The organism is Algoriphagus resistens (genome assembly GCF_001442615.1).
Classification (GTDB): domain Bacteria; phylum Bacteroidota; class Bacteroidia; order Cytophagales; family Cyclobacteriaceae; genus Algoriphagus; species Algoriphagus resistens.
Genome location: NZ_LMXN01000028.1, coordinates 1 through 24,910, shown reverse-complemented (window position 1 = coordinate 24,910; position 24,910 = coordinate 1). Strand labels below are relative to the sequence as shown.

Below are 24,910 nucleotides of genomic sequence, written 5' to 3'. Positions count from 1 at the left end.
GATGGAGCGAACGGTCTTTCTGCTTATGAAATCTGGTTGAATGAAGGTAACACCGGAACCGAGCAGGAATTTTTGGAGGGCTTGGCAGGAGCCGATGGAGCAGACGGTCAATCAGCCTATGATGAATGGCTTGCAGCAGGCAATACAGGGACAGAGCAGGATTTCTTAGATAGCTTGGTTGGTGCTGCAGGTGCTGATGGAATTGATGGAACGAACGGCCTTTCTGCTTATGAAATCTGGTTGAATGAAGGTAACACCGGAACCGAGCAGGAATTTTTGGATGGACTGACAGGAGCAGACGGTCAATCAGCCTATGATGAATGGCTTGCAGCAGGCAATACAGGAACCGAGCAGGATTTCTTGGATAGTTTGGTAGGTGCTGATGGAGCAGACGGACTTTCTGCATACGAAGTATGGATTAATGAGGGCAATACAGGAACCGAGCAGGAATTTTTGGAGGGCTTGGCAGGAGCCGATGGAGCAGACGGTCAATCAGCCTATGATGAATGGCTTGCAGCAGGCAATACAGGAACTGAACAGGATTTCTTGGATAGCTTGGTTGGTGCTGCTGGAGCAGACGGTCAATCAGCCTATGATGAATGGCTTGCAACAGGCAATACAGGGACAGAGCAGGATTTCTTAGATAGCTTGGTTGGTGCTGCAGGTGCTGATGGAGCAGACGGACTTTCTGCATACGAAGTATGGATTAATGAGGGCAATACAGGAACCGAGCAGGAATTTTTGGAGGGCTTGGCAGGAGCCGATGGAGCAGACGGTCAATCAGCCTATGATGAATGGCTTGCAACAGGCAATACAGGGACAGAGCAGGATTTCTTAGATAGCTTGGTTGGTGCTGCAGGTGCTGATGGAGCAGTGGATAGCTTGGTAGGTGCTGCTGGAGTTGACGGTGCTGATGGAGCAGAAGGACTTTCTGCATACGAAATATGGCTTAATGAAGGTAATACCGGAACAGAGCAAGAGTTTTTGGATGGACTAGTAGGTGCCGATGGTGCAGACGGTGATTCAGCTTATGAGGCTTGGCTTGCAGCAGGCAATACGGGAACCGAGCAGGACTTTTTGGATAGTTTGGTTGGTCCAGCAGGAACAGACGGAGTCGATGGGCTTGTTGGTCCTCAAGGCCCTCCAGGGGCTGATGGGCAGGGTGGTGTGACTACTGCGGGAACGGGTATTGATGTAACAGGTAATGGAACAGCTCCTGATCCTTATGTGATAACGAATACCTCGCCTAATACCGATGAACAGATATTAGTTCTAGATAGTGGGGATCTGTCGATAAGCAATGGTAATACAGTTCCATTGATTTCCATAGATCCGGATAATGCTATAATCGTAGGAACAGACGGGGCTTTGTTCGCCCCGCAAGCAGATTCTATTAACATCTACAACTCCAATGGACTTTTAACAGGACCTGAGACCATAAGAACTTTGGGCTTGAATGGTAAACAGTTGAGATTCGACGGAACTGACAGGAGAACCTGGTGGGATGCCGATGGAAGAATACATCAGACAGCTACCAACACTGATATGGATGCAGCTATGGGATTTCATAACGGAGGTTCCAATTTATGGATACAGCAATGGAATGCTAGTACTTCTTCAATAACTGCTTCTGGTAGCTCTACTGAATTATTATTGGGAACACATGCCACTAATGATTCTGCTCCGATAACATTCAGTACGAGTGTGGGAGGTGGAGCTCTTGGTACTGAAAAAATGCGTATAACCGGTGAGGGAGAGATATTGTTTAACAACTACCCCAACACCCGTGACGATAGCGGTACCACAGCGGTAGAAAATATTCTCTATACTGATGAAAACGGCAACATGCTTTCTGCCGATATTTCAGCACTTGCACCTCAAGCAGTTCATTACCGACTTACCAGCCAAAACACCGGTAAGGAATGGATCGAAGAAGAGCCCGTTTTTGAAGTAGTTGGAGATATTACCTTGGCAAACAACTCCAATGTAGTGGATCTTTCAGGAAGTGATATTCCTACCGGAGCTATTGTAATAGGTGTCAGATTTATAAGCAAGACCACAGGATCTATCAGTACCAACATCATAGAATATGACCAGACTAATAGAACCTTGATACTCGGGACTGCTGGCTCTATGACAACGCTACATCCTGCAGGTGATTACCATATCATCGTGGAGTACTTTGTGCCAACACCTTAAGAAAAGATTGAAGCGGGCATTTGGGTAATACTTCCCGAATGCCCGTCAATGGGTGAATGGGGTAGTGGGGAATATTTTCTACCCTTAATCGGGCACTATGGACTCCCTAAATGCAAGCATATAAAGACACGGCAAATCATTTAAATAAGCGTATGATGAAAAAGCAGGTATTATTATTAGGAGCTTTATTCTGTTCGACGATTGCCTTCTCTCAAACTGGGATAAATACGGTATCACCCAAAACTACTTTGGATGTAGAAGGAAAACCCGCAGATATCAATTCGTTGGACGGTATCATCGCACCCAGAATCACCGGTGACCAGCTAAGGGCCAAAACCTACACCTCAGACCAAGAGGGGGCTTTGGTATATGTAATAGAAGCAGATACCGCTCCGGCAGGGCAAACGATAGATGTGACCGCATCCGGTTACTATTATTTCAACGGGACTAAATGGGTAAGTACGGAAGGGGAATATCTTAATATCTACAACGCCAACGGTACACTAACTGCAAACAGAACCGTATCACAGGATGGGAATTGGTTAAGATTTTCAAACGTTCAGGAAACCACGTTTTTTAATACCGCAGGTGCTGGAATGAGACAAGATGCCGGAAGCGGCAACAGGGCTTCAATAACCTTCTCCCATAGCGGAGCAAATTCACTGTTTCTTTATACTGATAATAATTCTGCTGCGCAAATGCTTGCCAGCGGTAATTCTACCAGCCTCAATATTGGAACTAATAATACGACCGATGCCGCACCGCTCAATTTCACCACAAATCCCGGTGGAGTGGCGGGCAATCTAAGAGCCCAGATAGCAGGAGACGGTAGGTTTAACATTAATAATACCCTAAGCATAGGGTATTCTGGACAGCAAACTTTTTCGGGAACGGAAAGACTAAAGGTAAACGGAAGAGTAGCAATAGGTATCAGTATTCCTACAGAACAACTTCATATCAATGGAGGAAATGTAAGGATACAAGGTCTACCATTGAATGGAGCAACCAATGCTACAAATACTACGTCCAGCGGTAGTGCATCGCCCGCTCAAGACCAGACTTTTGAAGCAACCCGAACATTGGTAGCGGATAATAATGGTGTCGTAGGATATGTACAAGGAGTACCTTCAGATGCTGGAACATCAAAAGTACTTGTAGTTGCCAATGCGTCGGGAACACAGAATGTGGGAGGGCAAGTTATCCCAAATGCTGCCATTGGGCAATTTACTGTGGAAAGTCTTGATATTTATGATTCCTGGACTGACAATGTTTTTACGGTTCCGACTGGTATGGGAGGGGTTTACATTATAGTCATGCAAAGCTCTAACACACATACAAGCACAGGGACTGCAACCCCCACATGGCATACCATGGCCTACTATGAAAGAAGTACTGATGGAGGATCAAGTTGGAGTACAATGATAAAACATACCTATTCCAACCTGGCAGGTACCATTGTAGACAATGGAAATACGTTGTATTGGACAGGATTTCTGGATGTAGGAGACAAAGTAAGGGTTCGTTTAAGTTGTAATGCCACTACGGATAACATTGTTAACTACGGTGGGCTTTCCATTACCAAGCTGGCCCAATAATATTTAACTCTTTTCATTTAAAGATAAAAACGTGGCTGTAAACCAAGCTGGTTTTATGACTGGTTTAATGGATTTAACCTGGGGAATTTCATCCGATTATAAAAAGTATGAATGGCGTGAGTCAATAGGTGGACGTAAAATTATAGTCAATATTTGAAATTTAGTTTTAGAAGAAAAGTGTAGGACTAAAGGTAAAATTGTCCAGAAGCTTGAATTATAAATTGTAAAAAATGAAGAAATTATACGATCTGAAATTTGGATGGGTTACATCGCTATTTTTTGCTGCGCTGACCTCTGCCTTTGGCCAGTCACCAGGAGGGGTGCCTGCCTCAGCCTGGTACAAAGCAGATGCTCAAAACACGGTGTTTTCTGATGCTGGGACAACAAATGCAACAGACAATGCCAATGTACAACAGTGGAATGAATACCTTGGGGCGGTGCACAATCTAACCCAGACAAGTTCGGGTTCACAACCGGTGTTTTCTAATGCTACAACATTGGTAAATTTTAATCCAACCATAACTTATAACTTGGATTATCTGGAATATCAACCAGCTACAGGAGTTAATATTGTAGACAGAACACAAGGTACCTTATATACTGCAGGTTATTTTAATGTTGTGGGAGCAGCAGGGATTATTGGGTTTGATGCCACTATGGATTACCCGGGCTTGCATACGTCTAATAATGGATTAGACAATTTGTTGTTTTATACCGGCGGTCCTGGTTATCAAGGTCTGAGTAGTAATTCATTTACCGACAATAATTATTTTATCTCAGGAGCCAATTGGGAAAATGGAGCGGGTTCTAGTGCAGCTTATGCCTCTTCAATTGTTTCATTAAATGGTGTAAGATCTTCGTATAACACTAACGAGTTACAAAATGCTGTTATTAACGATGCATCAAGAGATATAAGAGTAGGAAGGGATAGCAATTGGGGAGCAATAAACGGACAGATTAACGAGGTTCTTATTTTTGATGCCGCATTGACTATGGACGAAATGGATCGTGTAGAATCCTATCTTTCCATTAAATACGGAACTACATACGCTTCAGGTGCCAGTGATTATAAAAATGCATCTTCTGCCATAGTGTGGAGTGCTAGCAATAATGCAGCCTACATCCAAAATATTTTTGGAATCGCCAGAGATGATAATTCAGAATTATATCAAAAGCAATCTAAAAGTACCAACCAAGGGCAACAACTAATCATTGGTGCGGGAAATTCACTTTTTAATACCAATGCCGATAATACTAACACCCTTACAGATGGTCAGTTTTTAATGGTGGGTGACAATGGTTTGCAACAAAGTTTAAGTACTCCATTGTCTTATACGGGAGGCTCTAATGGAGAGGTTAACTTCCGTTTTGAGTCTATTTGGAAAGTACAAAACACAAATAATGTAGGTACAGTAACGATTGCTTGGCCGGCAGGAATAAATAATCTGTATGTGGTACAGTCTGGTGATGAAACCTTTGACGGTAGCGACAATTTCACAGAAATGACCAGCACAGTGACCATTAACGGTGTAGATTACAATACAACAACAGTTAATTTAGCAGATGGGGAGTATTTTACCCTTGCAGGGTTTGCTAGTGCACCAGGTGGTGTTGTAGGCCCTGATTTCTGGGTAAAATCAGATGATGCAGGAACTATTGCGACGGGATGGAAAGATCATTCTGCAAACGCTGATGATATACCGGCAGTAGGTACTTGGACACTTTCCCCAGCGGACAGAGTACATAACTTTCATCCTTATACCACAGGTTATACGGGCAGTAAATATTTTAATAATCTTACTTCGGTATTGAACCCTACTAATGGGCAACTTGATAATGTATCTCATTCTATCTTTTCGGCAGTAAGACCAACTTCTGCAGGAACAGGACGCATCATCGGTATTGATGATGACGGAAACGGAGCCGAACCGGGGTTTTCTATTGAAGGCGGAGGACTGAGGTTATATAAATTTAGCGGTGGAGCTAATGCAGATCAATTTGATGAAGAACCGTTCAAGATTGGTGCTATAAATATAGTTTCTGGAATAGGGAACAACCCTACCATTGTCGGAGGAACTTCAACTTCAGCCGGAGGGGAAAGAGTTCTGGGAGTGAATGGTGTATATAAAACATACCCAAATACTACAAGCACTAACAGGTTTCATATTCAAGGCCAACGTCTAAGAATAGGTGATGGTGCATGGACTGCTCCTGGTCCTTTCCCTGGTGATATTATGGAAGTGGTTTGGTACAAACGTCCATTAACTGCTATTGAGCAATCAAGGGTCAATTCTTATTTAGCTATAAAGAATGGTGCTACACTTGTAGAAAATTACCTTGCCGCAAACGGAAATGTTGTATGGGACACAACCACGAACACAGGTTACAACGACCATATTTTTGGTATTGCGAGAGACAATGTTTCTGCCCTTCACCAAAAACAGGCCGCAAGTACAAGCTTAAATCAGAAGTTGGTTATAGGTCATGGGGGATCCTTGTTTGATTCCAATGCTGAAAATACCAATGATCTTACGGAAGGACAATTTCTAATGACAGGTGACAATGGCCTGATGCAAAGCTTGACTGTTCCACTTGCTTATTCGGCAGGAAGTAATGGTGAGACCAATTTCCGCTTTGAATCCATTTGGAAGGTGCAAAACACCGCTAATGTTGGTACGGTAACTATTGCTTGGCCGGTAGGTATTGACAATATGTACTTGGTACGGTCAACAGACGAAACATTTGCTGATACAGACAATTTTGTGCCAATGGATGATGTGGTAAGCATCAATGGACAGGATTACAATACCGCAACCATTACTTTGGGAGATGGAGAATATTTTACATTTGCCGGATATATGTATGCTCCTGGTGGAGTTGCAGGACCTGATTTCTGGATTAAATCAGACGATGCCGGAGATATTTCCACTGCATGGAAGGATCATTCTATAAATGCGGATGATATTCCGAATGTAGGGGGAATGATACTTTCTCCTACTGACAGAGCACATAACTTCCATCCGTACACCACAGATTATACTGTTTCAAAATTCTTTTATAATTCTACTTCGGTAATGAACCCCCTAGGTAATGTAGAATTGCCTAATACCAATACTTCTATTTTTTCAGCAGTAAGGCCTACTACCAATGGAACAGGACGTATCATAGGGATTGACGACGATACCAATGCTGCCGAACCAGCAATGTCGATTGAAAATGGATTTCCAAGACAATATGAATTTTTTGCCGGAACAACCGGAACAAATTTTTCAACAACATTTAATATTAGTGTTCCCAATGTTTTCTCAGCTATTGCTAACAATTCGGTTGCCAATGGGGGAACTTCGACTTCGTCGGGAGGTGAAAAAGTATTAGGTTTAAACGGTGTTTATGAAACAACGCCATACACAGGATCTAATAGGTTCCAGATTTATGGCATTAACCTGAGAGTAGGTCATGCTGGTTGGGATGCTCCCGGAGCTTTTCCTGGGGACATTATGGAGGTGGTTTGGTACAATCGTCTTCTTACACCAAACGAACAATCCAGAGTCAATTCTTACCTTGCTGTAAAGAATGGTACTACATTACACGAAAATTACCTTTCTACAACCAGCAGTGTAGTTTGGGACAGAACCCTGAATAATGGTTATAACAACAACATATTCGGTATTGCAAGAGATAATATTACAGCATTGCACCAAAAGCAAGCAGGCAGTACAGGTGCAAATCAGAAATTAGTTATTGGACACGGTAGTTCTTTATTCGAAAGTAATCTCGATAATACCAATGACTTAGCCGAAGGTCAGTTTTTGTTAACAGGTGACAATGGGTTAAAGCAAGGATTAAAGACTGCTTTAGCATACCCAACTGCACCGGGTGGTGAAATAAACCATCGTTTTGAAGCCATTTGGAAAGTTCAAAACACAGGTAGTACAGGTACAGTAATCGTTGCTTGGCCAAAAGGGATTAGCAATTTACACTTGGTTCGTTCTTCTGATGAGATCTTTGACACCTCAGACGATTTTATCCCGATGACGGGTGAAGTCACTATTCATGGTTCGGAGTATAATACTACTACCATCACTTACAATGATGGGGATTATTTCACCTTTGCCGGGTTTGCTTACGCACCTGGAGGGGTGGTCAATGCGCTCAGCTATTGGTATAGAGCTGATATAAATGCGGAGAATACCGGTGTAGGAACAGAAGTAACTTCCTGGACAGACTTCTTCTCCGGAACGGTTATTTCTCAATTGGGAGACAATGCTTTGCCTGAGTTTGTTGAAGGGGATATAGATTATTTCAATTTCAATCCGGGTGTCAATTTCTCTGCGGCTACGCAGACACTGGGGAATATGGGAGTTCAGACCATATCGGAATTGGACTTTGATATCTTTATGTTCACCAAAGAAGGTGTTACCCATTCGGGGGGGAATCCTAGGATTTTCAGCTCATTGGTTGATAATAGTTTGCCTTCCGGTAGCATTAGCAGGTGGGACGGAATTGGATTACTTGCAGATCAGCGGTCTGAGCGTGTGAATAATGCATATGGAGCAAGATATCTGGCTAATCCCGGTGGTATAACTTTTTCAACCACCATACCAAGTATAATGTATCACACATTTACAGATCTCACCGTATCAAAAGGTCTGAACGGAGCTGCAAACGGTGCAAATGGAACACATGGAGCTAGAGGGTTTATGAATGGTGGACATGCATTTGGAGATACACGTTTTTCAAGCAATGGAAGTGATAATGCAGGTTTTATAGGCCATCTTGGTGAAACAATCATCTATGGAGCGGGTAATTTGAGCGAAACTGAAAGAAGAAGAGTAGATTCCTATTTGGCAATAAAATATGGGATAACGCTCGGAAGATTGGATGCATTGAATTATCTCTCCTCTGCGGAAGAAACGGTTTGGGACGGGGTGAACAATCCTGATTATAATAACAATGTGTTTGGTTTGGGACGTGATGACATAGGTGCCTTAAGCCAGAAAATTTCCACATCGGTTAACCCATCAGCCCGTGGGAAACTGATCGTGGCGACAACCAATGAATTTGCTTTGGCAAACACAGATACCAGCAGGATTCAATTCAGTGAAGATCATACCTTCATTATGTTAGGGGATAATGATGGAGCCGGTGAGACCTCCCTTGCTACGGATCCTTGTACAGGACTTCCTTTGGATCCTGCGATTTCTACGGCCAACAAAGTTTGGAGGGTGGAGACTACCGGTGCCCCAGAGTCTATTTGGTTGCAGGCAGACTTGAATGAATATACTTTCAACTCGGAAATTGAACTATGGATTGCCGATGATGAAAATTTCACTACCAACCTGGTTCGTATTCCTGCGGCTTCTTATGCTTCTGGGATTGCAAATTTTAATTTCTTGTTTACTGAAGGCGTCAAGTACATCACTTTTGGCGGGGTGGTAGCACCAAGTGATTGTGATGTATGTACGGGAGGTACATTTGTGTTCAAAAGCGGAGCAAGCTGGAATACGCTGGTCGAACGGACAAACAATATAATGGATCCTGAAATCATAGGTTCAACAGATCAGGGGGATTTGATTGTCAACATGGAAGCGGACTACCCTGTAGGTGTAGAGTATGGGCCAAATGCATACCCTCGCGGCTATGGTAGGTGGTTCTTGTCCAGAAGAAGAGACAACCAAAATGTAGAAGTCGTTCACAGTATCAATCTAAATCAGACCGTAGCGGGAGCGAGTTTTCAAATTTCGAATATCAATACGTATTTGGAAAACGCAAATAAATTTACTGTAATAGGATATGATTGTGATGACAATGTAGTGCTTCCAAAAATCACCCATGCGGCCAATCCTACTGCTGCCACTACCTACGAAATCGTAGGTAATCAGGTGGTTGGTACTAAAGCGTATAGAGGGCTAACTTTCTTACATTCTACGGCAAATGTGAGGTTCAATAGACCTATTGAGCGCATAGAGATTCTATTTGATGTGGAAAGAACGAATGCACGCGTGACACTTAGGTCATTGGACATTGGCGATATTAGCTTTGAGTGTGCAATTCCATTACCGCCAACTGAAGACAATGTGACGATGATACAGGACTTCACACAGAGTGAAGAGGTGCCTAGCTGTATAGAGACTACTATGCGCATGCGATTTATCAACAGCAATTGCGACACTAGAACGCTTGATATTTCCCAGGCACTTCCGGCAGGACTGGAGTTTGTAGAAGATACCTACAACGACTCCGAATTCGGAACGCCCACACCATATACCTATGATGCAAACAACTTTACCTTAAATGGTTTGGAGCTGCCATCAGGGACTACCTTTTTATATATCAATGTAAGAAGTACAGAAGGAACCACTACTGTTTACAATACTACAAGCAGCTTTACGGTGGGAGAAACAGGGAATTCCTACAATAGCATCAATCCGGCAGCAGAAGAGTTCAGTACGGTAGGATTTGTAGCAAGCAACTTCACAGAACCGAATTTAAACTTCCTTTATGAAGTAGATGCGACCTGCCTGGCAGATGGTGACCAAGTAACCTATACCTTGAGTTTTGACAACCAAGATCCTGAAATCACCGGAGCAACATTGAAAGTGTATTATGATTTGGGTCAGGATATCACTTCAGTCACCTTCAACAATGGAACCTCGGGTGTACTCGGGTTTGATCCTACCGGAGAATCCTACATAGAGGTTGATGATTTGGTAATCCCGACCGGTGAAAGTTCCATTACCGTGACACTGGATATTACCAACGCGATATTTACGGATGAAGATGCTGCTTCAAGCTTCTTTGAACTGGTCATAGATCCGAATGATCCTTGCTCGGTAGAAAACCCATCGATGCTGTCCAATGTGATCACATTAGAAGCCTGTCCTGGTGTTGATCCTGAGGTTTGTACCGAAGAAGTGGAAGGAAATACGTTTTCTTCCGATGGTGGAACTCCAATCACGTTCAACCAGCCGGCTACCAATTATGGCTTCCAGTTTGATATTTATTCCTTAGATAATTCCTTCAATATGGAAATCAATGGGGTACAGTTGGCAACCCAGGAAATTGAGTTCCAGTCTGCCGGGACAAGCGGTATCAATGTGCAGTTCGCTGATGGTGATGAATATGAAACCAATACTGCTCCGATATGGCAGATGACAGGTACAGCCTCCGCACCACTTATCCGTGTTGTTATTGCCCCTAGTGGAGATGTCAGTATGTATGGAAGTAAGTCTTCCGGTGGGGAGCTGCATCTTTTGGAATTGAGTAACGGTAATAGTTTTAATGCAATTACATGGAATGATGGAGCACCCAACACGATCGTGGCGACACAATCGGTAGTTGGCTCTACCTATATCTATGGACGTGGAAGTGGGTTGAACAGCGTGCCTTGTCCAGAAGATCCTTGTCCTGGTCCGGATACAGATGGTGACGGTATCAACGATACCTGCGATCTGGATTCAGATAATGATGGTATTTTAGATAGTGTTGAATGTAGTAATACATACAATGATATGTTAGCCGCCTTTGGATCAGGTGAATTGATAGATATTGCTCCTTCCGATTTTGGGTTGGCATTGAACGCAAAAAATCAAGATGTAACAGCAGATTTGAGTGCCAAATTTGGGTATCCAGCGAATTCTGGCGCAATTATCATAAGTATTACAAATGCTTCAGTTCATCCTACTGAAGATGACTGGTGGACGAAAGATGGTGAAGTCGCTTCCAGATGGGATATTAGTGGGGCATTAAGTGCGTTTCTAGTAATGGCACAAGATCCTCAGTATTATGGTAACGATAGCAAGACGATTCATATTTATGATGCAGGAGTTGTAATGCCTGTGACTACTGCTGGGACAGAAAACCAAGTTCCGATACCCGGAGAATGGGCAGTTACAGATCTGGCAACTGAAAAAACGCTATTTAATTTAGATGCAAATACAGGAACAAATGAATTTGGCCAATGGCGTTATATAAATATGAATTTTGGTGCAAAGTCATTCGGATTTTCAACCACAACTCCTTTCGGTGATCCAACTTACGCCGTGTCTATTTATTTGGAATGTGATACCGATGGAGATGGTATTCCAAACCGTCTTGATCTTGATTCAGATGGTGATGGCTGTCCGGATGCGATTGAAGGGGACGGTGATTACACCTATGCAGATTTAAATCCTGACGGTTCGCTTAATATGTCACTGTATCCAGTAGATGAAGATGGGGTGCCTAATGGTAATCCTCAAGGTTTAGGAAGTTCTATTGATGAATCGATAAATGGCTGTTATTGCGTACAGCTGCCTGCCTCAGGAACTCCTGAAGAGTCTGTTGTGGGTGTTTCCAGTCACCAGTTGACATCAGATGAATGGCCTAAAAATGTGCCTAATGGATTTATTGCAATAGAATCCGAAGACAGTGGCTTTGTGATAACCAGATTAACCACGGTGCAAATAGATGCTTTGGATGCTGTAGAGGGAATGTTGGTTTATGATACCGACGAAGAATGCATGAAGCTCTATAACGGAACTGCTTGGAGTTGTATTCAACGGGGTTGCAATGACTAAGTATAAACTTATAAACTGATAAGGGTAAGCTTTCCCAAAACTCTAAACTTTGGAAAAGCTATCCAGAGGCAAAGAATAATTTAATCTGTTTTAAACTTGTTAGACAACAAAAAATTAATAGAATGAAAAAAATATCGGTATTAGTACTAATAGGGATATGCTTCTGTTCCAGTTTGGCATATGCCCAGACTGCCATAGGAAAAAATACGGTTGATGGAGACGGCTTGCTTGATTTTGCGGCTGGATCAGTCAAGGGAATTATTTTGCCCGCAGTGTCAACCCTTCCTGCAACTCCGGCTAACGGTACTTTTATATTGGACCGGAACGACAGGAAACTAAAAATGTATTCAAATAACCAATGGGTGGATTTGTCCGATGAGGGGGATACCGGAGACCTACTTCCATTCAATGGCGCAAATATCAATTCCCAGACGGTAATTGGAGCTGAAAGTACAAACGTAGAAGGGGCATTGGTGCTTGAATCAGACGAAAAGGCTTTAGTATTGCCCAAAGTGGCTTCCCCCCATTTAAATGTACCAAGTCCCTATCCGGGGATGATGTGCTACGATACCGACGCCAAAGCAATGGCGGTATTTGATGGAGCAGTATGGAATTATTGGAAGTGAAATCGCTTGTACCTTACAACCCTTCAGCGGTTTGCTAATAATTAGGTTAAAAGTCAAGAAAGTCCAGTTTGTAAGATTAACCCTCGAAGGGTTCCACCAATTGAACTTTTAAACAAGCTCTTTCAGGGGATTTTCCTGGTATTTTACCCAATGAAAAATTAACCTGGATTTAGTGGGATAGAGATAGCTATTTCGGTGCCTTTCGAGTCAGAAGCTATCTCGATTTCTCCATCCATAGCTTGAACTCTGCGTTTGATTGATTGCAAGCCAATCGATGATTTGCCGGTTGATTTTTTACTATCCAACCCTTTCCCATTGTCTTTGATTGTCAAAATAAGGCTGTCTATTTCCTCATAAATCAAAATATCCACCTTCTGTGCTTTGGCATGTTTTAGGATATTGGTAATCGCTTCCTGAATGATTCGAAGCAATGCAATTCGTGTGTCCATATTGGCATGCTTTAGCGCATGCTCATCAATGTGAATCACTTTGTTGTAGTAGGAATCCGGCAAGGCAACGTCAGTAAGTAATCTGATCCGCTGCTCAAAAGTCTGATCCTGCTGATCTTCATCTGTATAAAACCATTCATGGCTTTTGTTTCTGGCTACATCGTATGCATTTGTTAGATCCGAGACCAACACGGCCAGCTTCTTTTTTAGAAATGAATTTTCGGTGTCTATAGCAAGTGTCTCTAGTTGATGCTTTATACTTGCAATGGAGGAGGAGAGCCCATCATGTAGATCCTGACCAAGCCGCTGTTGTTCTTCCCTTATTGCCTCATGCTTCATTTCCTCCATGGCGATGATCTGCAGATTGGCATTATTGTTAAGGAGTTCAATTCGTTCTTTTGCCTTTCGACTACGGCGGAGCATGATGACATAGATGATCATTAAGGAAATTATTGCCATAAATGAAATAATGACTATCCACATAGTCCTCTGTGCATTTTCCTCGCCCAATAACTTATTATTCTGCTCAATAGTATTGTAACGCACATAATCGCCCATGAATTTCCTTGAGTTTTCCCAGTCTGCTGTCATGGACTTGTCTAATTCTGAATAAATTTTAATAATTTCATCCTTATCCCCTAATTGTTTAGCAACTTCTAGGGCATAGTTTAAGATGTAGATTTCCAGGCTCTTTTCCCCGCTTGCCTGTGCTACTTTAAAGGCTTCATAAAAATACTCAAGAACCTTTTTTGGCTCGTCCTCATAGAAACCTGTCATAAGAAAGAGCGCATTGATTTCCAGACTTGGATTTCCAATGCGCTGTGAATCCTCTAGTAATTTTTTTACTAGCGGAAGTGATTCTTCTAACTGTTCATCCAAAATCATCAAGCGTGCCTTCCATAGTCGGATGTGATTGAGAATACGTTCGTCATTATATCGGTTGGCAATTTCAGCGGATTTGCTTAGGTAGTAAGTGATGCTGTCATCGGAAATGTCAGGTCCCCTATTGACGTAGCTAATATAAACTTCAGACATAATGCTGTCCTTTTCAAGTTTTTTTCCAGCTTGGATTGCCTTTTGCAATAGCGAAATAATTTTAGGTCTATCCGAAATACCCTTATTTTCGACTTCGAGCATATCTAGGTATACCCGGACAATTTTTTCGTTATCACTGATTTGCTGGTAATACGGTAATATTTTACCAAGTATCTCCAGCGATTCTGCATAAAGGCCTCTTTTAAATAGGGCATGTGCAATTACAAGGTCAGCGTCTGCCTGACCTTGTCTGTAATTTACATTGGTTGCTGTTCGTTTAGCTTTTAAACCATAATAAAAACTGCTGTCTGCGCTTCTAGTCCGGTAAAAGGTCCCCAGTCGGTTTAAGCTATTGACTTTACTAATGCTATCCTTGATAGAGGATAGCTTATTTAACTCTTGGTTGATCTGCTGGATTTGTCCGTAGGTTGGGTTACAGCAAATACAGAATAAAACTAGCAGGAGAAAAGAGGGGATGATTTTGGGACAGTGCATGTTTAATTGAAACTTTGCCAAGTTATTATTTGAATAAAGGTATCTATCTATTATCCTCCCCATTCTTGCAGAATAGCATATAATGCGATATATATCATTTTGATGATCAGGGTATTGATATGGCCAATTCAGTACCCTGTGTGCCAAAGTTTATTTCCATCCTCCCATTCAGATAAAGGACACGGCGTTTGATGGATTGCAGACCCATCGAAGAGCTTCCCAAATCGGGCTTTTTGTTTTTAAGTCCGATTCCATCATCTTTGATTGCCAGCATGAGACTATCTGCTTCTTCATAAAGCAAAATACTTACACGCTTAGCTTTTGCATGTTTGATGATATTGGTGATAGCCTCCTGGATGATTCGCAATAAAGCTATCCGTGTATCTATAGTGATATGCTGAAGTACCCCTTGGTCTATTTGGATATCTTTCTGATAATGGGAGTCAGGCAAGGCTGAATCAATCAGCAATTTGATCTGCTGCTCAAAAGCTTTTTCTTGCGGCCCTCTATCAGAATTGAACCATTCATGGCTCTTATTCCTGGCTATTTCATAGGCACTTGTTATTAGTGTTTGCATTGTTGCAAGTTTCTTTTTCAGAATTGGGTCTTCTGTGTCTAAAGAAAGCACTTTCAATTGATGCTTGATGCTGGCGATGGAGGAGGACAGTCCATCATGCAGGTCCTGACCGAGCCGCCGTTGCTCTTCCCGCACAGCTTCGTGTTTCGCCTCCTCCATGGTGATAATCTGCATGTTGGCTGTTTCATTGAGTGCCCCGATTTGTTCCTTTGCCTTTCGACTTCGACGAAGCATGATTAAGTATATGGTCATTAAGGAGATCAATGCCATAAATGAAATGATGACTATCCACAAAGTTCGCCTCGCATTTACTTCAGCCAATAGCTTATTGTCTTGCTCTATGGCATTATACTTTACATAATCACCCATGAATTTCTTCGATTTTTCCCAATCTTCTGTCATAGACTTTTTAAGCTCCGCATAGATTTTGATGATTTCCTCCTTATCATTCAGTTGTTTGGCAACATCCAAAGCACTATTTAAGGTGTAAATTTCCAGGTATTTGTCGCCACTTTTCTTAACTGTTTCATATTGTTGATAGAGATGTTCAAGCTCTTTTTTGGGGTGACTTTCATAATTGATCAACGAGACAAGTGAATTAAATTCCAGCTTTGTGTTTCCAATACGCTTTGCATTGGATAACGACTGTTTTATAAGTGGCAAAGCTTCCTGCTTTTGACCATTTGAAACCATTTGATGTGATTTCAACAACTGATTGAAGATCATCATGCTTTCATCTTTATAGCGGACAGCGATTTCGCTTGATTTGTTTATATAATAAGTAATGCTGTCATCAGAAAGGGCTGGGCCCCGGATGAGATATCTTGTGTAAACCTCTGACATAATACTGTCCTTTTCAAGTTTTCTTCCAGTCTGAATAGCTTTTTGTAAGAGAGAGTAAATCCTTGTCCTCTCTGAGATGCCTTTGTTCTCCACTTCGATCATATCCAGATATACCAGAACAATATTTTCGGAATCTCCGAGCTTTTGGTAGTAGGGTAATATTTTGCCAAGCAACTCAAGCGATTCCGCATAAAATCCCTTTTTAAACAAAGCAAAAGCAATTACATGGTCTGCGGCTGCTTGACCTTGAGAATACTTTATATTGGTGGCCACACGCTTGGCCTCCATTCCGTAATAAAAGCAACTATCTGCATTTCGGGTGCGGTAAAGTGTCCCCAAGCGGTTCAGCGTGTTGACCATGCTGACACTGTCTTTTATGAAGGGTAGCTTATTTAGTTCTTGGTTGATCTGCTGGATCTGGGTATATGCAGGGGTATCGCAAAAGAATAGTAAAAAAAACAGCAGTAGGTAAGGTGTAAACTTCCAGAGATGCATGACAGTTAGCTGCGGGGTTTTGTCAGAAATGCTGCCTATTTGAGACCGTTTCTTCAGTGAGGGTAACTTGTCAGCATCTTTCTCATCACACTGTAAATCAATTGATTCGTATGTTTTCAAATTAACTCTTTGCTTCGGGCAAAAGCAAGTAATTCTGTAATGGAATTGACCTTGGCCTTAGCCATCATATTACGGCGATGGGCTACTATCGTATGCTTGCTTAGGTGGCTTTGCTCGGCAGTTTGGGCTATAGATAGTCCTAGGGCAAAGTATTGAAGGATTTCCAGTTCTCTGTTTGAAAAAGGGATAGCACTGATATGAGCTATGTTTGCTACAATCTCTTCCATTACCGGACAAATATACCGCTCTCCTCGCTCTATTGCGTTAATGCATTGAAGTATTGTGTCAAAACCCGATGATTTACTTATTAGACCTGTTGGGTTGTAAGTCAGTATATTGGCAATGGTGGTAGGATTTGTTACTGAACTTGTCACAATCACCTTGGCTTGACGGTTTAACCGTTTGATTTCATTGATCATGAGTAGCGAATTCTTGTCCTTTAGGTAATAATCCAAGAACAAATAAATGGAAGTTTTTGGATGGCTGATCAAAAAGCGGTTTAATAGCCCTTCATCATTAAAAGCTTGTACTGAACTGAAAATTCCAAGCCGTTCAATCAACGCTGAGAAAGAGTCCAAAAATAGGAGATGGTCGTCAAAAACCACGGCAAGTGTTTTGTTTTTTTTCATAAGCTCAAATGATCACACAGAAAAATATGCGATTTGATTTACTAACATAATGAATACACTAAAAATCTATCTTGTAGCGTGAATATGCTGCTAAATTACCAATTGATAGCACCTTTCTACTATTTTATCCCATTTTATTTCAATGAATAATAACTTCATTATCTCATTTTTAGTGAAAGCATTCGCTTGTTATAGCAATGGGTTTGGAAGACAACCCGGGAGATGATTTTCTAAAATCTGGCAAAATCGATTTTTTATGAAATTATTCTCTTTATCCAATTAGCATTTCTTGGATAGGCCGTTAGTTAGTATGGGCTTTAGGAGTAAATTTGCGCGAATTATCAAATTCATTTTTATATGGTTAAAATGATTTTTATCCATTGTATGGATGCTTTTGATGTCTTAGTATTGCATCGGTTACTTCTCTGTTTTATCTGAATAAGTGATATTTTCCCGTTGATTAAAATTAATTTGCTTGGCTAATTGAGTACCTTATTTTTGTTATTTTCAATTAAGATATAGCTAATATTTGCTATATAATCCTCTTGCTCAAATACTTTTGATTATTACTCTTGTTTTTTTTTGTTATTTGTAATGCTGTTGTTGGCAGATTCACAGACATGATATTCTATTGTGCTTTCATTAAAGTTGGGAAAGCCTTCTTCTGTTTTACATGGTACATTACAGGATTTTACCAATCTGCTCATGAGTTAATCGTGTCGGTAGAATAAGCTATCCGTGCTGACCTCCTTAGGCAGAAGTACTTCTCAATCATGTTTTGGTGCTTCTTAATTCTGAAACTGAAATTTACTGAATGGAAAATCAAGTATTAATGCTTTCCTCCTCTAATTTCCTGAAAAGAGATTCTTTGTCTGGTTTCTGCAATGGATTCGTTTCGATAAACCTAAATCAAAACTGGATTCAAAAACAAAAATGCAGACTGAACACGGGGGGGTAAATGCTTGCCCTTTGGGCTGGACTAGCGTTATTTTCACTTTAGTAGAAAAACCAAGAACAGCGCTTAGAGAGCGTGTAAAATTGAATTTATGAAATGGTTATTTAAGAAAAAAGATAATTCCGTAAACTGGGAGCAAGGTTTTGTTGGAAAAAAGGGTGTGGTTGTTTCAGAAATTTCAAATGTTCTTTATGGTGGAAGTGGTCTGATCACAGTTGAAAGAACCTCCCAGTTATTTCATTTTTATGCAGTTTCAAAAGATGGTGTACTTAGAGTCGGAGAGGAGGTTGAAGTTGTGGGAGTAAGGGAAAATAGATTATGTGTAAAAAAATGTTTTAAATAATTAGCGATCTAATAAGTGCTAGAGTTCTGACCTAAGTTAGGTCTTTCTGCTAATACCGGATCCAACCTAGCTGGTTTTAAATCAGATGGAATAGTGGTAAAGTGCTTTCTTTTCTTTAGAATTAGTCGATATGGAATAAAGTTACTGTCATTTAATAGTCTATTATTGAATGTTTTAGGTTTGTTTCCCTGGTAAAGGGTTTTCGTGTTAACGTATTATTTAGCTTGTGTTTCTACTATAAAAAACAGTGAAATGATAACAGATCATAGAGTTATTCCTATATTAAAGGTTTTTGATGTCATTAGGGCAAAGGAGTTTTATGTTGATGTGATGGGGTTCAAGGTGGAGTGGGAAAGGGGGAGTGATGAAAAATCCACTATATATATGATATTGTCTTATGAACATATCCTATTGTATTTTACTGCTTATGACGATGAAGTATCTTCCGTAAGTAGTGTTTTTATAGAATTTTCGGGCTTGAAGGATTACCATGAGTTTTTAATGAAAAGGAAAGTTGGGTATATGTTCGAAGATCCCAATATGACTCCGTGGAAATCCTTAAGTATGGAGGTCATTGATCCATTCGGAAACAAGCTTCTGTTTTGTGAGCCATTTAGTGGGTAAAATAGTAAGTAATTGATTAGTTTAAGATAGTCACTTAAGTTTCCATTGGTCCCTTCTGCGTAAAATTAGACTTTGGGTAGAATCGCTATGATAAATTCATCGCTGTTATTTTGCTATGTGGCTTAGTTATAAGTATCATGCGTTCCTCAAGAAGTGATGTATAAACATGGGATTCAATTAGATGAAACATCCATGACAAGGAGCTTGATACAAAAGGGCATGATTAAAACTTTATGGGGTATTCGAAGGACGAGACAGCCCTTAAAAATACCCAGAATAATAGCTCAGCTGGCTATGCAGAAATAGATTTTTAGTATTGGAAATCCGTCTTGAACCCCCTTCAATATCCTTTCAGTAGAACAGGTTATCAGTTCCGTTGGATTATTTTAATCCAAAAGTACAAGTGTCTCTATCAATGGTCCCTAATAAGCTAAGTGGCAATAAGGCGTACTAAATTGGCAGAAGGGGATGTGTTTATCAGTAGTATTTCAGTGAAAAACCAGTTTGGTCACATTTTTAACCCCCTTAATCACATAAGCAAAAAAGAGTCAGTCCTGTGGATTAATATTACCCAAAATTACTAGCCACGAAAATGAACCTGTTACTGACGATCCATGGAATGATGATTTGCCGGGATATAACTTCCTATGGTTGTCGGAATGGCCTCACAAAGATTCTATATAAGCGATGAAAGTCAGGTGGAGAGAACATGAAATGATAGGAATTGCCATTTTAATCGTGTGGCAAATCATCCTTGTGCTAATGAGGATAAATGAGCATCCGATTACAGAATTGGAAAGGGATTATACCGTTATGTTTATAGAGCATGCTATTCCTTTTTCATTTTGGAGAAATGTGTTGTTTCCCCAGTTAGCTTCGCCACTCTTATTTTTGCTGGCGTACTTTCTGATTAGCTTTTGGGTGATTCCTTCTTTCCGGAAAGTAAGCGGGGATGATGTGGAAAAGCTTTTCTCCAAAAAAATCCTGCTGGCACTCTTCTCCCTCTTATTCGTGGCCTTCCTACTGGCGATCGGAATCAATACGCTTAGTTTTTTTGCCAGACCACATTTCTTTAATTATGGAGGATACCAATTGTTGGCAATTGCCGGATACAATGACAATCCCCTCGATAATTTGTTTTTTGGTTTGGGAAGGACATTGGCTGCCGTAGCTTTGGTAACAATACTGTTGGGAATAAGAGAACTGCTTATATGGCTAATCGAGCGAAAAAGGGTCAAGAGAGAATATTGGATCATGGTAAGCAACAATGCGACACCATTGCTTGTGATATATATTTGTATTCTGTTCATTATCAACCCGCTTCACCATGATTTTGTCAGATACCAGTTTTTTGTGCTCCCTGTTATTGGTTTGTATTTGTACCTGACTTTCTGGCTTTTTCCACTTATGGAGGGAAAAAAAGTATTGTCCCGGCCAGTTTTCTTCCGTTTACTGGTTTCAACGTTCATTTGTGTATTGCCAGGCCTTCTGCTACTTTTCAATACCAGGCTTATCATTCCGATCTTCTACTGGATATCCTTACTTCTTGTGGCCACACCTGTTTTTTGGTTGATATACAACCAACGGAAAGAGCGTATTCTACAACTTATCAAGATGGAGACAGCTTTGGCCAGCTCAGATGCTAAGCTACAGTTTTTGAAGTCTCAGATTAACCCACATTTTTTGTTCAATGCGCTGAATACACTTTATGGAACTGCCCTCAAAGGTGATTCGGACCAAACAGCGGTGGGTATACAAAAGTTGGGAGACATGATGCGGTTTATGCTTCACGAGAATACGCTGGACAGAATTCCTATGCATAAGGAATTGGAATACCTGAATAACTTCATTTCCCTTCAGAAACTCCGGATAATTTCCTCCTCAAATATTAGTATCGAAGAAGAAATCGATGAAAGATACTGTACCAATCAAATTCCCCCAATGTTACTGATCCCATTTGTGGAGAATGCTTTTAAGCATGGGATCAGTCTTAAAGAAAAATCATGGATAAGGATCAAATTAAAATGCTTGCAAGACCAGGTGAATTTTGAAGTCCGGAACAGTATTCACAAAAATGAAAGAGACCCCGAGCGTGAAAAATCAGGAATAGGATTGAGGAATGTAAAAGAGAGACTAGCGCTGTTGTACCCAAACAGTTATGTATTGGATATTCAGGAAACGGATCAGGAATTTAGTATTAAACTGCTATTGAAATGCTGAAAGCAATTGCCATTGATGACGAACCCATCGCACTGGAAGTGATCCAGGGACTTACAGATAAAGTCACCTTTGTGGAAATGACAGGCTATTTCACCAGCGCACTGGACGCAGTGGAATTTCTAAAGCCAAATGCCATAGATCTGATCTTTTTGGATATCAAAATGCCGGACATGACAGGCTTTGAATTCATAAGAGCAATGCCCAATCCGCCAATGATTATTTTCACTACCGCCTACAGCGAATACGCTGTGGAAGGATTTGAAAAAGATGCAATTGACTATTTGCTCAAGCCTTTTTCACTTTCTCGCTTCCTCAAGGCCTGTAATAAGGCGTATGAGCATCAGGCCTTGAGGATGAATATGCCGCAGTCCAATGCTGCAGAGGCCTTTATGTTTATCAAAAGCGGATATGAGAATATACGGGTGGAATTCAAAGACGTTTTGTATGCAGAAGCCTTGGGCAACTATGTACAGCTCGTCCTGGAAGACAGAAAAATCATTACCCGCCTGACCATGGGAGAGGCTGAGACCTTGCTTTCTGACCGTGGATTTTTGCGGATTCATCGTTCCTACATCGTTTCCAAAAGCAAGGTCCTGAAGTTTGACAAAAAAAGCCTTTGGTTAAGTAAGACAGAGCTGCCTATAGGTCCGCTCTACCTGTCTGACATAGAAAAGTCCATTATACACTCAATATAAATTAAACAATGAAAAAGCAACTGGTGATTTTGCTGGCTTTCGGGCTGGCCCTGAATTCCTATGCCCAAACAAACGGGGACATGAATTCGGAAAATAAAATAAAAGCCATTGATGATTTTCTTACCCGCTACGAAAAGCTCAATAAATTTAATGGTACTGTCTTGGTGGCATACAAGGATCAGGTGCTTATCGATAAAGGTTATGGTTATGCAGATTTTGAAACCAAGGCATACAATGACTCGCAAAGTATTTTTCAAATCTATTCCATCACCAAGACCTTCACTTCCACGATGATCTTTGAACTGATCGAGCAGGGGAAACTATCCCTGGATGACCGGCTGAGTAAATTTTATCCCTCCTTTCCAAATGGCGAAACTATTTCTATCGGGCATCTGCTTAACCATACTTCCGGTATCAATGATCATTCGGAAGAACCGGATGCTCCTGCAACTGAAGCGTATCGGGTTGAACTGTTTGGTAAGAACGAGGCCAATTTCCCTCCCGGAGAAGGTTGGTCCTATTGCAATGGGGGATATCAGCTACTTGGGTATATCATCGCAAAGGTCACTGGGATGACTTATGAAGAAGCAATTCGGGAAACTATTTTCAACCCGCTCGCAATGTCCTCCAGTGGCTTTGATTTTAAGAATTTGTCCAGACCGGAGAAAGTGACTGCCTATCATGTTTTCACTGAAGGCATTAAAGAAAAAGCTATCTTATACGACTCCGTTGGGCCATATGCTGCAGGCTCTATTTATTCTACGGTTGGGGATCTATACAAGTACTATAAGAGCTTTGGGTCACATAGAATTTTAAGTGAAGCCTCCCAGGAGATAGCTTTTAGTCCCAGCAAAACAAATAAAAACTATGGACACGGATGGCAGTTGCAGATGGATTCTACCATGAGTAGAATAATTTCCCATAGTGGTGGTGCTGCAGGGTTCAGAAGTAATTTCGCGATGATTGAGAAAGACGATGCTTGTGTAATAATTTTAAACAATCATGAAAATGCCAACCCTGAGTTTCTTACCCGGAGGATCATAGATCTCTTGAACGACAAGACTTTTCAGCCGGTCAAGGAGATGAAATTGAACGCTGAAGAACTGGGGAAATTTGTAGGTGCATTTTCTATTCAGGAGCCCCAGCTGATGCTGTATACTTCGATCCTCGACGGAAGGCTGGCTATTGATGTAGGAGGACAAGGCAAACAACTGGTGATTGCGACAGATCAACATACTTTTATACAGGAAGAAGCAGATGCGGTGTTGAAGTTTATAAAAGATGAAAATAACCAGTATTCTGAGTTACATATCATTCAAGGCTCACGTAAAATGATAGCCAAAAGGATTGAGTCTTCCTGGGGTGTAACGGGTACCGCCACAGCGAAGGGATGGGATGATGCCATTCCTGACATTAAGTTTTCTGAAGATAAAGGAGTAAATGGACGATGGATCTTGGAAAATATAACGCTTATGGATGGGGATATGAAATTCAGGCTCAACAATGACTGGAACATTAACTATGGAGACAACCAAGGGGATAAAATCTTGGATATGCATGGGGAAAACATTAAGATGGAAGCCGGAGTTTACGATATTATACTCGATTTGACAGATGATGCCAACCCCCACTATTCCATTGTAAAAAAGAACTGATTATGCTAGCATGCTGATATAGATTCAGATTGCCTGAATAAGTGCAGGGATCTGTCATCCAGAAAGTGGATAGCTTATTGAAAGAGTTAAAATCAAAAATGGAAAACCTTGAAATGGAGTAGCTCAAGCTTAACTGCATTCCTATAAAATAGAAAACTTTGAAAATCCCAATCCTAAACTCCTTGGCTGTGGATGATTTCAGGATTGGGATTTTAATTAGTGCTTTCTGAAAAAGTCTTAGATCTAGGAAGGACTTAGGTAGGGTCCATTTTTTGTTAATCTCAGTTGAGACGTGAATTTTAACATATCAAGTTCTTATTTCTCGGCCTTTGATATGGTAATATTCTTAAACCAACCCTCAGAGCCATTTCCTACCCATAATCCCACCTGACCTGATGATTGGGTACTAAGTTGCTCAATTGATAAGGAAGCTTGTTGGTTCTGGTTTACGAATACTTTGATTTGAGGATAGTGGATCTCCAACTTGATGTGGAACCATTCGTTTGGGTTCACCGCTGGGTTGATCTTGTTCTCGTACTTCCCGGGCTTGGATTCCCGTAAGGTAGACCAATCAAAGTCCGGCATGGATATATATTGAACCGAATGTTTGCCTCTTTCGGGACTTTTGAAATTGAACGGTCTGAAGTAAACCGCATCGTATTGCTCATTGCCTTGCCCAAGAAAAGCTATTCCAACAAAGCTTTGTCCTTGAATATCCCGTCCTTTTAGGTCTAGTTCAATCGTTCCATTGTCAAAATCACTTTTATTCAACCATAGAATTCCATCACCTTCTTTGG

The 24,910-nt window shown here is 41.1% G+C and carries 13 protein-coding genes; 9 read left to right on the top strand and 4 right to left on the bottom strand.

Annotation, left to right across the window (positions count from 1 at the left end; genetic code table 11):
• From AS141_RS25360 to AS141_RS25345, 4 genes are all read left to right on the top strand, one after another.
• A partial coding sequence (locus AS141_RS25360; RefSeq protein ID WP_198293624.1) for a collagen-like domain-containing protein occupies positions 1 to 2,199 on the top strand: 2,199 nt, incomplete at its 5' end.
• Positions 2,200 to 2,351: 152 nt separating this feature from the next.
• Positions 2,352 to 3,794, top strand: a complete 1,443-nt coding sequence (locus AS141_RS25355) for a hypothetical protein (protein WP_157243595.1) — start codon at positions 2,352 to 2,354, stop codon at positions 3,792 to 3,794.
• A gap of 230 nt (positions 3,795 to 4,024) precedes the next feature.
• The gene (locus AS141_RS25350; protein WP_057940522.1) at positions 4,025 to 12,352 is read left to right on the top strand and encodes a thrombospondin type 3 repeat-containing protein; all 8,328 of its coding nucleotides are present in this window, start codon (positions 4,025 to 4,027) and stop codon (positions 12,350 to 12,352) included.
• Between the two features lie 122 nt (positions 12,353 to 12,474).
• Positions 12,475 to 12,978, top strand: a complete 504-nt coding sequence (locus tag AS141_RS25345; RefSeq protein WP_057940521.1) for a hypothetical protein — start codon at positions 12,475 to 12,477, stop codon at positions 12,976 to 12,978.
• A gap of 158 nt (positions 12,979 to 13,136) precedes the next feature.
• Here AS141_RS25345 and AS141_RS25340 read toward each other — a convergent pair whose 3' ends face one another.
• The 3 genes from AS141_RS25340 to AS141_RS25330 form a co-directional block, all read right to left on the bottom strand.
• A complete protein-coding gene (locus AS141_RS25340) occupies positions 13,137 to 14,957 on the bottom strand; it encodes a sensor histidine kinase (RefSeq protein WP_057940520.1) in 1,821 nt (606 codons plus the stop codon).
• A 106-nt stretch (positions 14,958 to 15,063) separates the two neighbouring features.
• Complete coding sequence (locus tag AS141_RS25335; RefSeq protein ID WP_057940519.1) at positions 15,064 to 16,992, bottom strand: sensor histidine kinase; 1,929 nt, start codon at positions 16,990 to 16,992, stop codon at positions 15,064 to 15,066.
• Positions 16,989 to 17,621, bottom strand: a complete 633-nt coding sequence (locus AS141_RS25330) for a response regulator transcription factor (protein ID WP_057940518.1) — start codon at positions 17,619 to 17,621, stop codon at positions 16,989 to 16,991. The genes AS141_RS25335 and AS141_RS25330 overlap by 4 nt, the downstream gene beginning before the upstream one ends.
• 1,046 nt (positions 17,622 to 18,667) lie before the next feature.
• On the opposite strand from AS141_RS25330, the gene AS141_RS25325 reads away from it, so the two are divergent.
• The 5 genes from AS141_RS25325 (at position 18,668) to AS141_RS25305 (ending at position 24,113) form a co-directional block, all read left to right on the top strand.
• Entirely contained in the window at positions 18,668 to 18,919 is a 252-nt protein-coding gene (locus AS141_RS25325; RefSeq protein ID WP_057940517.1) for a hypothetical protein, read from the top strand.
• Between the two features lie 252 nt (positions 18,920 to 19,171).
• A complete protein-coding gene (locus tag AS141_RS25320; protein ID WP_057940516.1) occupies positions 19,172 to 19,543 on the top strand; it encodes a glyoxalase superfamily protein in 372 nt (123 codons plus the stop codon).
• A 762-nt stretch (positions 19,544 to 20,305) separates the two neighbouring features.
• Positions 20,306 to 21,763: a sensor histidine kinase gene (locus AS141_RS25315; protein ID WP_198293623.1), complete on the top strand. Its 1,458-nt coding sequence runs from the start codon at positions 20,306 to 20,308 to the stop codon at positions 21,761 to 21,763.
• Positions 21,757 to 22,458: a LytR/AlgR family response regulator transcription factor gene (locus AS141_RS25310; protein ID WP_198293622.1), complete on the top strand. Its 702-nt coding sequence runs from the start codon at positions 21,757 to 21,759 to the stop codon at positions 22,456 to 22,458. Before AS141_RS25315 ends, AS141_RS25310 begins: the two co-directional genes overlap by 7 nt.
• A gap of 8 nt (positions 22,459 to 22,466) precedes the next feature.
• Positions 22,467 to 24,113, top strand: coding sequence for a serine hydrolase (locus AS141_RS25305; protein ID WP_057940514.1), 1,647 nt, complete (start codon positions 22,467 to 22,469; stop codon positions 24,111 to 24,113).
• Between the two features lie 315 nt (positions 24,114 to 24,428).
• Here AS141_RS25305 and AS141_RS25300 read toward each other — a convergent pair.
• A partial coding sequence (locus AS141_RS25300; RefSeq protein ID WP_057940513.1) for a family 16 glycoside hydrolase occupies positions 24,429 to 24,910 on the bottom strand: 482 nt, incomplete at its 5' end.